Raw genomic sequence first — 12,786 nt, 5'->3', positions numbered from 1 at the left:
CACCGGCGGTGCACGCGCCGGTGGCAGGTACTCGGACTCGCGGACGGATTCCGCTCACCGTTGCGGGGCAGCTCCGGAGTCGCACCGGATTCCCCTGTTGCCTCGGCGTCACCCACATCTTGTGGTGTTGGTGACTCCGAACCACCAGCAGTAGTGATGCTAGGGCTCGGCTCCGACATTTTGTGGCAGCGCCACGCCGCGTGTCGCACATCTTGTGGTCCCCGCCGCCCCGCGTCTCAGGCCGCCGCCGCGTAGAGGTCCTGCAGCGTCATGATCTCCGAGCCGTGGTGGATCAGCTCCCGGTTGAGGCGCAGTACGACGTGACCGAACGGCTCGGCGGCGTCGAGCTCGGTCGCCTGGCTGAGGCCGACCGTCATCACCTGCTCCTCGTCCAGCGCGGCGACCGATTCACGCCAGGCCTCGACCCAGTGCGTCAGCCAGGCGACGGCGTCGCGGGCGTTGCCGTGCAACGTGATGTCGGCGCGCCCTTGCCTTCGCTCGCCGAAGGTCCACTCCCAGCGCTCGAAGAACATCTCGGTCAGGTGGGCGATCAGCCAGGCGATCGTGCGCGGGCCGCGATGGTCGGGCTCGTCCGGCCACTGCGCGACCCACTCGCCGGAGCCGAGTGATCGGAACCGGCCGGCGTAGTGGCGCCGGACGACGGTCAGCGCCTCGCCGCTCGGCTGCCAGAAGTACTGCTCGTCGGTCAGCTCCGCGAGCCGGGTGGACAACACCATCCAGCTGAAGCCGAGCTGGCCGCGGACCATCGCCATCGCCGAGGGGCGGTACAGGATGTCCCAGTCGAACGGCTCCGGCATCACGGTTCCTCACGCTCCCGATCAGATTTTGCAGCAGGATCGAACATGTGTTCGAATTGTTGCCTGAACGGGAGGAGAAAGTCAATGAGCACTGCGTGTCGGTTCTGGCCTCGACGGCACTGGCCTGCTAGGCGGTTCGATCCTGGTATCGGCGGCCGGGCTGGCGAAACGCCGTTCCAGCAAGGTGAAGGCATCGATCAGCTCGGGTGCTTCGTAGACGCGGTTCCGGCGACCGTCGGTGACCTCCCGCAGGATGCGGGCCTCGACCAACCTCGCGAGCGCCTGGTTCGCGGCCTGTTGCGAGCGGTCGATCAGTCGGGCCGCGCCCGCCAAGGTGAGCACCGGCGCCGCGGGCAGCGTCTCGATCAGCAGCTCCACGGCCGAGCCGGCCCGCACCGGTGCGGCCCGGTCTCGCCAGGCGGCCTTGAGGTCGGCCGCCGTCCTCTCGAAGCGGGCGGCCTCCGCGGTGGCGTGGCTGCACGCGGCGGCGAACATCTGCAGCCACTGGTTGGCTGCCGTGCGGGCCCGTGGAGTGGTCGGCTTGCCAACGTGCCGGAAGGCGGTGAGCGCCTCGATGTACTGCGTGGCGTGGGTCGCGAGCGACAGCGACACCGGCGGGACCGTTCGCTCGACCAAGCCCTCCGCACGCAGGATCAGGTGGATCAGCGCGCGGCCGGTCCGTCCGTTGCCATCGGCAAAGGGATGGACGGTCTCGAACTGTGCGTGCGCGATCGCGGTCTTCGCCAGCACCGGCAGGCGGGACTCGCGGACGAAGGTCATCAGGTCGGCGAGGAGCTCCGGGATCAGCTGGGCCGGCGGCGGGACGTAGTACGCCTCGGCGGGGGAGCGGCCGCCGATCCAGTTCTGCAGGTACCTGACCTCGCCGCCGAGCTCTGGCGTCGGCGAGTGCGCCATCAGCCGGCGGTGGGCTTCCAGCAGGTGCGCGACCTCGAGTTTGTCGCCGGCCTGCACGGACTCGGTCACCCAGGTCATGGCGTCGACCGCGCCGAGCACCTCCTCGGCGGTCACGTCACGCTGTCGCTCCCCCAGGACCTCGGCCTTCAGCAGGCGGCGCGCGCCGACGACCAGTCCCTCGATCTGCGAGGACCCGACCGCCTCGGCCCGCAGCAGCAGTCGTGCCAGCGCCTCACTGTTCGTCAGGACGGCGGCCGTCGCGTCCAGCCGGGCGAGATCGCCGGCCGCGTCCTCCAGGGCGGCGAGCACGTCGTCACTCAGGTCGAACGTCCGCCCGACCAAGGGATCCGGGAAGTACAGCTCGTACGACCCGCCCAACCGCTCCGCCCGGGTGAACCCGTCCGGGTGCCCAGGCCACCGATGCAACTCCACTCGCGCCATGACCATGTCCCTTCCGTGTTCAAGCTTACTTCATAACCTTGAACAAGATGGTGCGGAGGTGAAGGGGAGTGCGATCGAATCATGATTACTCAGCGTTGCGATCAGGCCCTGAGCTTCCTTGGCATCGGTGGCATGACTGTGAGTGAGAACCGCCGATGAGCATGAGCGCGGAGATGTGGACCTGGGCTTGGGCAGACTGGGCCGTGGCTGAACGTCAGCGAACGGAGGGGTCAGTGAGCCTGGACGCGGAGACTCGGCAGATGGTGGCGGCCAACGAGGCCGACTGGGACGCACGAGCGCCGTTGCACGCGGCCAGCCAGTTCTACAGTCAGCCGGCGGAGTACTGGTTCGCCGATTACGAGTGGGAGGACCTGGGTCGACTCGGCGGGCGCGACGTACTGCACCTGCAGTGTCACCTGGGGACCGAGACGATCGCGTTCGCGCGTCGTGGGGCCCGGACGGTCGGGCTGGACCTGTCGGCGAAGTCGCTTGAGGAAGCGCGCCGGATCGCAAGCGAGTCGGGGCAGGCAGTCGAGTATGTGCACGCCAACGTGTACGACGCCGTCGAGGCAGTGCGGGGTCGTCAGTTCGATGTCGTCTACACCGGCAAGGGCGCGCTCTGCTACCTGCCGGAGCTGCAGGCGTGGGCGAAGGTCGTTCGCGACTTGCTCAAGCCCGGCGGTGCGCTCTACATCGTCGAGTTCCACCCGCTCCTGAACGCGCTTCGGCCGGTGTCGCTGCCCGGCGAGTCCGAAGAGCTGACGATCCGTACCGACTACCTCGAAGGCCGCGGCCCGATCGCGCACGAATCGACGGTGACCTACACCGGCGACGAAGTCCCCGGCCGTCAACGCAGCTATGAGTGGCGGCACGGCCTCGGCGAACTCGTCACCACCCTCGCCGCCACCGGCTTCACCATCACCAGCCTCCGCGAGTCCGAAGTCCTCCAATGGCCGCGCTGGCCGTCCATGCAACAAACCCCAGAGGGCTGGTGGCGCCTACCCGACGACGCGCCCCGCGTCCCCCTGCTCTTCGCACTCAAGGCGGTCAGGGCCTGAAGCCGTTCGTCTCATAATCAAATCTCAGAATCTTTAGATTTTGAGATGGCGATAGACGGTCGCTCTGGAGACGCCGAGACGCGTTCCGATCTCCTCGGCGCTCTGCCCATCGGCGTACAGGGACCGAGCCTCTGCCAGCTGTTCCTCGGTGAGCAGCGGGCGTCGCCCGCCGTTGCGTCCCCGGGCGCGCCCGCGCTCCTGGGGTACGGGCGCTTCGCCCAGCAACGCCCGTGCGCCGTCCAGGATCAGCTTGCGCAATCGATCGGCCGGTGCGTCGCGGAACAGCACGACCGGATCGGCCAGTCCGGCGACCACCTGGCAGGCACGCACCCGCTGCTCGAGCCCGCTGCTCGGGCCGGCCACCAAGTCGTTGGCCAACGCGATCGAGGTGCGGAAACGGTCGGCGATCGGCGCTTGGACGAGCAGGGTCATGTCCTTGACCAGCATCGTGAGCGTGTGACGGTGACGCAGGTGTACGTCGACGTACCCCTCGATTGCCCGCCAACGGACCTCATCGGCATCGGCGCCGGACTCGGCCTGAGCCAGCACCGCCTCCAGTTCGTCCAGCAACGGCACCGTGAGCTGGCGGAGGATCTCCTCCTTGGAGTCGAAGTGGTAGTAGAGGGCGGCCTTGGTGATGCCCACTTCGTCCGCGATGGCCTGCATGGAGGAGGCACGGTAGCCGCGGGCGGCGAACAGGATTCGGGCCGCTTCCAGGATCCGCTCGGATGTCATAGCGCTCACTTACCTGCGGTCAGTTTTTTCGCTAGAGTGCTTACCGGAAGTCAGTCTATGACTCTGGGGAGATCCGTATGCGGACCAAGGTGTCCTTCAGCGCGGCCGGCGTCCAGTGCGTCGGCTACCTCTACTTGCCCGCCGGTTCCCGTCCGCTGCCCTGCGTGGTGCTCTGCCACGGCTTCAGCGGGACGATGGACCGCCTGTTCGACTATGCCGAGCGCTTCGCCGCCGCGGGGTTCGCTGCGCTGGTCTTCGACTATCGGGGTTTCGGCGAGAGTGACGGCGAGCCGCGTCAGCTTCCCGACATCGACGCACAGCTCGTCGATGTTCGCGCCGCTGTGGCGTTCGCCCGAGGGCACGAGCGCGTCGATCCCGACAGGGTGCTGCTGTGGGGCAACTCGCTGGGCGGCGCGCACGTGATCACCGTGGCCGGCAGCGATCCCCGGATCGCCGGCGTGGTGGCCCAGATCCCGTTCAACGGGTTCCCGAAGAAGGTCGAGGGACGGTCGACAGCTGACACTCTGCGACTGCTGGGCGCGATCGTCTGGGACGCGGTCCGCGGCAAGCTCGGCCTGCCGCCGTACTACATCCCCATGGTGGGCCGGCCGGGACAGCTCGCTGTGACCGCGACGCCCGAGGCCGAGCAACACATCCAGATTCTGACCGGCGGCCAAACGACGTTGTGGCGCAACAGCGTGGCGCCCAGAGGACTACTGCAGATGATGCGCTATCGGCCCGCCGAGGCCGCGGCACGGCTGACCTGCCCGCTGCTGGTCTGTGTCGCAACCGAGGATCGTGAGACGCCGCTGGAGACCACCAGGCAGCTTGCCGACCGTGCGCCGCGAGGCGAGCTGCGTGCCTACCCAGGCACTCACTTCACCTTCTACACAGACCCCGCCTTCCGGGACCGCGTGGTCGCCGACCAGATCGACTTCTACCGCCGCGTGTGAGCCGTGTCATCTGCCGCGGTGTCACCTCGGCCGAAGCCGACGTGTCCAGACGTAGGAACACGCAACGGATCAAGCCAAGGGGTCGCCATGGTCAACCTGGACAAAACACCGCAACCCGGCACCACCGGCCAACCCATACAGGCCCGTCCGGCTCGGAAGCGGCGCTGGCGCCACTGGTTGGCGGCTGTGCTGGCGGTGCTGGTGGCGATCCTGCTCTTCGGCGCGTACGGCTGGAAGCCGGCCGAGGACGGTCGCGCATTCCGCTCGCCGTACCTGGCCGAGGCCGGATCACGCTACGCCGAGACGCCGATCGCCCGCTTCCACTACGTCCAGGCCGGATCCGGCACGCCCGTGATCCTGCTGTCGCCCGGCGGTACCTCTGTCATCGGCTGGAAGGACCAAGTCGACGTGCTAGCCCGTGAACACACGGTCTACGTGGTCGATCTTCCCGGCCAGGGCTACACCCAGTTGAAGGATTCCGGCTTCGCCTTCGACCTGGATGCCATGGTCTCCGCCGTCAGTACGTTCATGGACAGCATCGGCGTCCGGCAGGCCGCCGTGGCGGGCAACTCCTGGAGCGGCGGCTGGGCTCTGGCCTTCGCCCAGCGCCACCCCGATCGGGTCACCAAACTTGCCCTGCTGGACGCCACCGGACTGGACATGCGCGGCACGCTGATGTGGGAGTCCCTGAAGATCCCCGTAGTCGGCGAGTTGGCCGTGAAGCTGTCCACCGGCAAGTCCACCGTGCGCGGGCTCGCCGAGGGCATGCTGGTCAACAAGGGCCGCCTCACCGAGCAACTGCTGGACGAGTGGTGGGCTCCGATGACCTTCCACGACAACATCCGCGCCACCTACCTGCTGGAGCGACGTCTGGACTGGGCGCCGACCGAAGGTGCCCTCCCTGCCACCAAGACCCCGACGCTGGTGCTCTGGGGCAAGCAGGACACCATCCAGCCTGTCGAGCGCGCGTACCGTTTCGCGGAGCTGCTCCCGAACGATCAACTCGTGATCCTGGACGGCTGTGGCCACGTCCCCCAGCTGGACTGCCCGGAGCCGGTCAACCGGCACCTCCTGGCCTTCTTCGCCGCTCCTAGAATGTCTCGATGAGTGACCGGGCGCAGCGTGAGAGCGATCTGATCGACTACTACACCAACGAGGTGCAGGACCGTCGAGATCGCGAGCTGCCAGACGCCAGAATCGACGTACGGACAGGCTTTGTCGGGCAGTTGCAGGCCGAGGGGCGTCGGTCGGTGGTGGAGATCGGTTGTGGGCCGGGCCGCGACGGGGAGGCGTTCGTGGCGGCGGGGCTCGAGTACACCGGCGTTGATCTGGCTCCGGCGAGCGTCGAGGCATGCCGGTCGCTTGGTCTGCAGGCGTACGTCGGGTCGGTGCTCGAGTTGCCGTTCGAAGATGGGGTGTTCGAGGCGGGCTGGACGATGAGCACGTTGCTGCATGTCGCGGACGAGGATCTGGACGCCGCCTTGGCGGAGATCGTGCGGGTGCTGCGGCCGGGTGCTCCGTTGGGCGTCGGCCTGTGGGGTGATGAGGTCGGTGGAGAACGGGTCTGGCAGGACGACAGCGGCCACGGGCCCGGCCGGTTCTTCAGCATCCGCACCGACAGTGCGGTCCAGGCAGCGCTCACGCGTCACGGAGCGATCGAGCAATGGTCGAACTGGAGCGTGGGCGGCCCAATGCACTACCAGTGGGCGGTGCTGCGCACGCCGGCCTGAGTCAGTCCGACGAGGCGCGGCCTTGGCGGAGGAAGTCCAGGAGGAAGGCGAGCTCGGCGTCGGTGTAGGTGGAGACCTGGTTCTGCCAGCGTTCGCCGATGGGTTCGTAGTAGCGGCCGATGTCGGCGACGCGTTCAGGGACGACCTGGACGACGACCCGGCGGCGGTCGGCGGGGTCGGGTTCGCGGCGGACGTAGCAGGCGCGTTCGAAACGGTCGACGAGGCGGGTGACGGCGCCGGTGGTCATCCCCATGAGGTCGGCGAGTCGCCGTACTCCGGCCGGGCCGATCTCCAGCAGGGCGCCGACCGCGTGGACCTCGGCCACGGGCATGCCGAGCTGGTCGGCGACGGCGATCTGGTAGCGCGTCGCGGCCGAGATGTACCACGGCATCTCCTGCACCAACGCCGCCAGCAGCTCCGCCCGCTTCCTCGCCATAGGACGCCGTCGGCGCGGCCGGCTTCGCGTTCGCCGGATGTGGTGGCCTGATGGCCATCCTGCTGCTCAAGGGCGCGCTGAACAGCACATCGCTCACCGGCGAGGCGCTGGAGCAGATGTTCCTGCCGTCGATCCCGTACTACATCGCGGTCAACAGCGTGCTCGAGATCCTCGTCATCCCATTGATCGTGTACGTCGGCTGGCGTCCGGGCAGGCGCCGGATCCTCATCGTTGCCGCCGCCGCGCGCTACTTCGCGATGCGCGTCTGGACCTACCTCGCGTTCGTCCCCGCCCGCCTGGGCTGGGCCGACTCCAGCCACTCCACGCAGCCGCTAGCGGCGTTGCTTCGGCCCGCGGATCGCGACGTACAGCAGTGAGACGCCGGCGGCGGCGATGATCGGGCCGACGATGGCCCAGAAGCTGCTGCCGGTCATAGAGCTGCCCTCGAGGTACCCGAGCCCTTGGAACGTGAAGACGGCGCCGCAGACAGTGAGCAGGACGCCGAGCGCGATCGCCACAATCTTCCCCATGTGATGACACTAGACGCTGATGTGCGAGCCCATGATGACGACCCGGTCGTGGGGGAGGCCGAAGTACTCGGCCGCGTCCGCGGTGATCCCCGATGTGGCGACGAACAGGCGGTGCGGGTCCCCTGAGCGTGGGGGTCACGGCCGCGTTCAACCAGCCGGCTCGAGGAGTTCGTCGCACAATGCAACGAGTTGCTGCCGCAACGGCCGGGCGCGGGTGGCGAAGGAGCGTTGGGCGGCCGCGTACTCGGCCTTTCCGGCGGGCGTTTCGATTGCGACCGGCTGATAATCAAGCGCCGATAGGTCGTACGGCGAGGCGCGCATGTCCAGCGTGCGGATGTCCCGAGCCAGCTCGAAGCAGTCCAGTACCAACGCGCTCGGCGTGAACGGCATCAGCTTGCCGGCCCACTTGTAGAGGTCCATGTTGGCGTGCAGGCAGCCGCCCTGCTCCAGTGCCGGCTGCGACTCCCGGGTGGGTTGCAGGACGTTCAGCCCGCGCGCCGGCGTGGTGAAGAACCGGAACGCGTCGAAGTGCGAGCAGGCGATCTTGTGCGACTCGACCACCCGATCGGTGCCCTCGGCACCTAGTCGCAGCGGCCACTTCTCGTGCCGTACGTCGGCGGTCCGGTAGACCATCGCCCACTCGTGCATCCCGAAGCAGCCGAACTGCGGCTGGCGGTCCGCGGTCGCCGCGAGCAACTCACGGATCCACTGGATGCTGTCACGCCGCCGCGAGATCTCGGCCGGATCCAGGCCGGTCGCGCCGTCGACGGACGTGTAGCCGCGGCGTCCGCCGTACTCGGGTGCGTCGAGGAGCCGGACGCCGGGGCCGGGGTGCCAGACGCGGAGCTGGTTGGGGCGGGTCGGGTAGTAGGTGAAGAGGAAGTCCTCGACCGGGTGCGCTTCGCGGCGACGCCGGCGGTCCAGGTGGTCCGCGACCAACGAGTCGACGCGGGCACCATGGGCGTCAGCCGAAGACGTCCATTCCGGGCGGGGCAGCGTGACAGTCACAGGTCCAGTGCGAAGGCGTAGAGATCGATGTCGGCGAGCGGCGACCAGTCCCGCTCGGGCAGGCGGACGAAGCCGAGTCGCTCGTAGATGTGGTGCGCGGCCGCCATGTACGACGCACTGCTCAGCACGATCCTGGACAGTCCGAGCTCGCGGGTGCGCTCGATGCAGCGCACCGTCAGCGCCGTCCCGATGCCGAGCCCCCGGGCGCGACCCGGTACGGCGAGCAACCGGAACTCGCCCTCGTCGTCCAGGCCGATCTCCCGGTAGACGGAGCCGGGCGGACAGTAAGTAACTGTGCCGAGCAGACCGGTAGCGTCCGCCGCGACCCAGAGCTCAGCCTTCGCGGCCCGGTCCGCCGCCGCGCGCACGGTCTGCGCGTAGCCGGGCTTCAGGAAGCCGTCGTGCGCGTAAGCCTCCGCGGCCAGCTCGCCGACCGCGTCGTACTCGGTGGGCAGCGCAAGCCGGATCTCTAGAGTCACCGGATAACTGTCTCATCCCGGGCCGACGGTAGGCTCGGGCCGTGCGTATCGCCAGATTCTCCGTGGACGACGAGCCGAAGTACGGCGTCGTCGAGACCGACGACCCCGAGGGGCTCGTCGGCACCGTCTCCGTGCTCGACTCGGACCCGCTCTACCGGCCGGTCCAGTTCACCGGGGAGAAGCTGCAACTGGCCGACGTCCGGCTGCTGGCGCCGGTGATCCCGCGCAGCAAGGTGGTCTGCGTCGGGCGCAACTACGCGGCGCACGCGGAGGAGCTCGGCAACGAGGTCCCCAAGGAGCCGATGATCTTCCTCAAGCCGAACACGAGCGTGATCGGCCCGCGCGACGGCATCGTCTACCCCGAGCAGACCAACAACCTGCACTTCGAGGGCGAGCTCGCGATCGTGATCGGCCGGATCTGCCGGGACCTGCCCAAGGAGCGGGTCAACGAGGTGATCTTCGGCTACACGGTGGCCAACGACGTCACCGCGCGCGACCTGCAGCAGACCGACGGGCAGTGGGCCCGGGCCAAGGGCTACGACACGTTCTGCCCGCTCGGCCCGTGGATCAGCACCGAGCTCGACGTGTCCGACCTGCAGGTCACCACGACCGTGAACGGCGATCCGAAGCAGGACGGGCGGACCTCGCAGTTCATCTTCGGCATCCCGGAGGTGCTGGCCTACATCACCTCCTTCACCACGCTGCTGCCCGGCGACGTGGTGCTCACCGGCACCCCGGCGGGGGTCGGTCCGATGCTGCCCGGCGACGAGGTGTCGGTCAGCGTCGAAGGAATCGGAACTCTGACGAACAAGGTGATCGTGCGTGACTGACGACGTGCTGGGCGACCTGGAGCCGAACAAGGTGCGGGTGCGCTTCCCACCGTCCCCGACCGGGCTGCTGACGGTCGGCAACATCCGCAGCGCCCTGTTCAACTGGGCGTTCGCAAGGCACTACGGCGGCACGCTGGTGCTCCGGATCGAGGACACCGACCAGGCCCGGAACACTCCGGAGGCCCTCGGCTACACCCTCGAGTCGCTGCGCTGGCTCGGCCTCACCTGGGACGAGGGCCCCGAGGTCGGCGGCGAGTACGGCCCGTACAAGCAGTCCGAGCGGATGGACATCTACGCCGACGTCGTGGCCAAGCTGCTGGCCGCCGGCAAGGCGTACCACTGCTACTGCTCGCAGGAGGAGCTCGACCAGCGCCGCGAGGCCGCCCGCACCGCCGGGCAGCACAGCGGGTACGACGGTCACTGCCGCGTCCTCACCGAGGAGCAGGTCAAGGCGTACGTCGACGAGGGCCGGCGGCCCGTGGTCCGGCTGCGGATGCCGGACCGGCCGATCGTGTTCGAGGACCTGGTCCGCGGCGAGATCACCTTCCTGCCGGAGAACCTGGGCGACTACGTGCTGGTCCGGGCGAATGGTTACCCGCTCTACCCGCTGGTGAACCCGGTCGACGACGCGCTGATGGAGATCACCCACGTGCTGCGCGGCGAGGACCTGCTGCCGTCGACGCCGCGGCAGATCGCGCTCTACGAGGCGCTGGCCGAGATCGGTGTCGGCAGCGGCCGGACCCCGCGGTTCGGGCACCTGCCGTTCGTGATGGGCACCGAGGGCAACAAGAAGCTGTCCAAGCGCGACCCCGGGGCCGGCCTGGGCGAGTACATGGAGCGCGGCTTCCTGCCCGAGGGCCTGCTGAACTACCTGGCCCTGCTCGGCTGGTCGATCGCCGACGACCGTGATGTGTTCACGATGGCGGAGATGGTCGAGGCCTTCGACATCCGCAAGGTGAACGCGAACGCGGCCCGGTTCGACCCGAAGAAGTGCGAGGCGATCAACGCCGCGCACATGCGGATGCTGCCGGCCGACGACTTCGGGACCCGGATGATCCCGTTCCTGGCCAAGGCCGGCGTGCTGCCGGTCGAGCCGTCGGCGGACCAGCTCGCCCTCCTGCAGGCCGCCGTACCGCTGGTGCAGGAGCGAATGAACTCGCTGTCGGAGTCCGTCGACATGCTCGGGTTCCTCTTCGTCGACGAGGAAGCGTTCAGCCTCGACCCGGACGCCGCCGGCAAGGTGCTGACGGGTGACGCGGGCGCCGTGCTGGAGGCGTCGGTGAAGGCGCTGGCCGAGGTCGACTGGACCACCGAGGCGATCGAGGCGGCCCTGCGGACGTCGCTGATCGAAGGACTCGGCCTGAAGCCGAAGAACGCGTTCGGGCCGGTCCGGGTGGCGATCTCCGGGCGCCGGATCTCGCCGCCGCTGTTCGAGTCGCTGGAACTGCTCGGCCGGGAGAAGTCGCTGCACCGGCTCGAGCGGGCCCGCGCGTCCCTGCTGGCGGAGTGATGCCCGACGCGACCCCGGCGCCGTACCACCGGTTGCTGCGCAACCCGCTGAACCCGCGCGGTTACGTGGTCCTCGGGGCCTTCGCGATCTTCGCGGGCTGGATCTTCGTCAGCCTTTTGATCGCGCTCGTCCAGCAGAGCATCCGCACGGACCCCGAGGGCACCGTCTCGTGGTTCGGTTTGCTGGCGACGAACCTCTCGCTGATCGCGCTGATCCCGCTCTGCATGCTGGTCGCGCAGAAGCTGAACCGGCAGGCGCCGGGGCTGTTGTCCTCGGTGGCCGGGAAGGTGCGCTGGCGGCCCCTGGCCTGGTTCGCGGCGGTCGCCGTGCTGATCGAGCTGGTGATGGTCGGCGTGATCCAGTTCGGCGGCGTGGAGACACTGGGCGACGGCAGCGGCGGGATCGCGCCGGACGCGGCCGGGGTGATTGCGGTCACGCTGCTCACGTCGACATTCCAGGCCGCGGGGGAGGAGTACTTCTACCGCGGCTACCTGCTGCAGGCGGTCGGTGCGCTGGTGCGGAGCTCGGTGATTGCAGTGCTGGTCACCACCGTGCTGTTCACGATGGCGCACGGGATCTGGCCGTGGGAGAGCCCGGCGCTGTTCCTCGACCGGTTCGCGTTCGGGCTGGTGGCCGGTTTCCTCGCCGTCCGCACCGGCGGCCTGGAGGCGCCGATCGCGGTGCACGCGGCGAACAACGTGGTGACGTTCGTGTTCGCGGCCCTGACCGACAGCGTGGGCGACAGCCTGGGCGCCAAGGACGCGCCGTGGGGGCTCGTGATCGCGGATGTGGCGAAGTTCGTCGCGTTCGGGCTGGTGGCGTTGTGGATCGCGCGGCGGACGAAGCTCGCGACCGTTTGCGACCTGCCGCTGACCGCTGCGCCGATGCCAGGCAAGAGGCTGGTGTGACGGGAGTGACAACCCGCCGGGGGGACCTCGTTTTGGTGTCTCGGCCCTTGCTCGGGTACTCTCTTCGAGCCAGGTTGTGAGGGCGGAGACAAACTCACAGCGGCAGTGAAATGCCTTTGGGGTATGGGGTAATTGGCAGCCCGTCTGATTCTGGTTCAGTTAGTCTAGGTTCGAGTCCTAGTACCCCAGCGGATTGGACCGCACCGATGAAAATCGGTAGAGTTCAGCCTCGTTGCCCGGTCCGAAAGGATCGGACGACAACCCTCTGGCCCCGTTGTGTAGCGGCCTAGCACGCCGCCCTCTCAAGGCGGTAGCGCGGGTTCGAATCCCGTCGGGGCTACCAGAGAAAGGGGGGGCGCCGCCCCCCGGGGGGGGGGGCTGGAGGGTGGTTAGGAGGGTTCGGAGTGGGGGGTGGCCTGTTGTGAGGGTTTGTTC

At 68.5% G+C, this 12,786-nt stretch carries 14 protein-coding genes, 2 tRNA genes, 1 pseudogene and 1 riboswitch; of the genes and pseudogenes, 10 read left to right on the top strand and 7 right to left on the bottom strand.

The window, feature by feature from the left end; translation table 11 throughout:
- Positions 1-4: 4 nt before the first annotated feature.
- Positions 5-161, bottom strand: a riboswitch (cobalamin riboswitch).
- Between the two features lie 75 nt (positions 162-236).
- A complete protein-coding gene (locus tag AB0H36_RS18010; protein ID WP_360523853.1) occupies positions 237-818 on the bottom strand; it encodes a DinB family protein in 582 nt (193 codons plus the stop codon).
- Between the two features lie 81 nt (positions 819-899).
- Positions 900-2,174, bottom strand: a complete 1,275-nt coding sequence (locus AB0H36_RS18005) for a Fic family protein (RefSeq protein ID WP_360523850.1) — start codon at positions 2,172-2,174, stop codon at positions 900-902.
- 233 nt (positions 2,175-2,407) lie between these two features.
- On the opposite strand from AB0H36_RS18005, the gene AB0H36_RS18000 reads away from it, so the two are divergent.
- Positions 2,408-3,232: a class I SAM-dependent methyltransferase gene (locus AB0H36_RS18000; protein WP_360523847.1), complete on the top strand. Its 825-nt coding sequence runs from the start codon at positions 2,408-2,410 to the stop codon at positions 3,230-3,232.
- A 33-nt stretch (positions 3,233-3,265) separates the two neighbouring features.
- Here the strand turns inward: AB0H36_RS18000 and AB0H36_RS17995 are convergent, their stop codons facing one another.
- Complete coding sequence (locus tag AB0H36_RS17995) at positions 3,266-3,967, bottom strand: TetR family transcriptional regulator (RefSeq protein ID WP_360523844.1); 702 nt, start codon at positions 3,965-3,967, stop codon at positions 3,266-3,268.
- A 77-nt stretch (positions 3,968-4,044) separates the two neighbouring features.
- Here AB0H36_RS17995 and AB0H36_RS17990 point away from each other — a divergent pair, with 77 nt between their 5' ends.
- The 3 genes from AB0H36_RS17990 to AB0H36_RS17980 all read left to right on the top strand — a co-directional run bounded on the left by AB0H36_RS17990 (position 4,045) and on the right by AB0H36_RS17980 (position 6,650).
- Positions 4,045-4,920, top strand: coding sequence for an alpha/beta hydrolase (locus AB0H36_RS17990; protein WP_360523841.1), 876 nt, complete (start codon positions 4,045-4,047; stop codon positions 4,918-4,920).
- Between the two features lie 87 nt (positions 4,921-5,007).
- Positions 5,008-6,027, top strand: a complete 1,020-nt coding sequence (locus tag AB0H36_RS17985; protein ID WP_360523838.1) for an alpha/beta hydrolase — start codon at positions 5,008-5,010, stop codon at positions 6,025-6,027.
- Complete coding sequence (locus tag AB0H36_RS17980) at positions 6,024-6,650, top strand: class I SAM-dependent methyltransferase (protein WP_360523835.1); 627 nt, start codon at positions 6,024-6,026, stop codon at positions 6,648-6,650. The genes AB0H36_RS17985 and AB0H36_RS17980 overlap by 4 nt, the downstream gene beginning before the upstream one ends.
- 1 nt (position 6,651) lies before the next feature.
- Here the strand turns inward: AB0H36_RS17980 and AB0H36_RS17975 are convergent, their stop codons facing one another.
- A complete protein-coding gene (locus AB0H36_RS17975; protein WP_360523832.1) occupies positions 6,652-7,086 on the bottom strand; it encodes a MarR family transcriptional regulator in 435 nt (144 codons plus the stop codon).
- Between the two features lie 50 nt (positions 7,087-7,136).
- Here AB0H36_RS17975 and AB0H36_RS17970 point away from each other — a divergent pair, with 50 nt between their 5' ends.
- Positions 7,137-7,463, top strand: a complete 327-nt coding sequence (locus tag AB0H36_RS17970) for a hypothetical protein (protein WP_360523829.1) — start codon at positions 7,137-7,139, stop codon at positions 7,461-7,463.
- Here the strand turns inward: AB0H36_RS17970 and AB0H36_RS17965 are convergent.
- The 3 genes from AB0H36_RS17965 to AB0H36_RS17955 form a co-directional block, all read right to left on the bottom strand.
- On the bottom strand, positions 7,419-7,616 hold the full coding sequence (locus AB0H36_RS17965) for a hypothetical protein (RefSeq protein ID WP_360523826.1): 198 nt from the start codon (positions 7,614-7,616) through the stop codon (positions 7,419-7,421). The two genes, AB0H36_RS17970 and AB0H36_RS17965, sit on opposite strands and share 45 nt — an antisense overlap.
- Positions 7,617-7,763: 147 nt before the next feature.
- A complete protein-coding gene (locus tag AB0H36_RS17960; protein WP_360523823.1) occupies positions 7,764-8,624 on the bottom strand; it encodes a 3-methyladenine DNA glycosylase in 861 nt (286 codons plus the stop codon).
- Entirely contained in the window at positions 8,621-9,103 is a 483-nt protein-coding gene (locus tag AB0H36_RS17955) for a GNAT family N-acetyltransferase (RefSeq protein WP_360523820.1), read from the bottom strand. Before AB0H36_RS17955 ends, AB0H36_RS17960 begins: the two co-directional genes overlap by 4 nt.
- Positions 9,104-9,144: 41 nt before the next feature.
- Here AB0H36_RS17955 and AB0H36_RS17950 point away from each other — a divergent pair.
- The 5 genes and pseudogenes from AB0H36_RS17950 to AB0H36_RS17930 form a co-directional block, all read left to right on the top strand.
- A pseudogene (locus tag AB0H36_RS17950) lies at positions 9,145-9,927 on the top strand (fumarylacetoacetate hydrolase family protein); the annotation flags it as partial.
- 10 nt (positions 9,928-9,937) lie between these two features.
- Entirely contained in the window at positions 9,938-11,443 is a 1,506-nt protein-coding gene (gltX, locus tag AB0H36_RS17945) for a glutamate--tRNA ligase (protein ID WP_360524139.1), read from the top strand.
- Positions 11,443-12,351 (top strand): CPBP family intramembrane glutamic endopeptidase, encoded by a 909-nt coding sequence (locus AB0H36_RS17940; RefSeq protein ID WP_360523817.1) that lies wholly within the window; start codon positions 11,443-11,445, stop codon positions 12,349-12,351. The genes gltX and AB0H36_RS17940 overlap by 1 nt, the downstream gene beginning before the upstream one ends.
- 117 nt (positions 12,352-12,468) lie before the next feature.
- Positions 12,469-12,540 (top strand) — tRNA-Gln (locus tag AB0H36_RS17935).
- 78 nt (positions 12,541-12,618) lie between these two features.
- Positions 12,619-12,694 (top strand) — tRNA-Glu (locus AB0H36_RS17930).
- Positions 12,695-12,786 lie beyond the last annotated feature (92 nt).

It is taken from the genome of Kribbella sp. NPDC050820, from assembly GCF_040653975.1.
Classification (GTDB): Bacteria; Actinomycetota; Actinomycetes; order Propionibacteriales; family Kribbellaceae; genus Kribbella.
The sequence above is the reverse complement of the archived record's forward strand: the minus strand, read 5'-3'. Positions and strand labels throughout refer to the sequence as shown.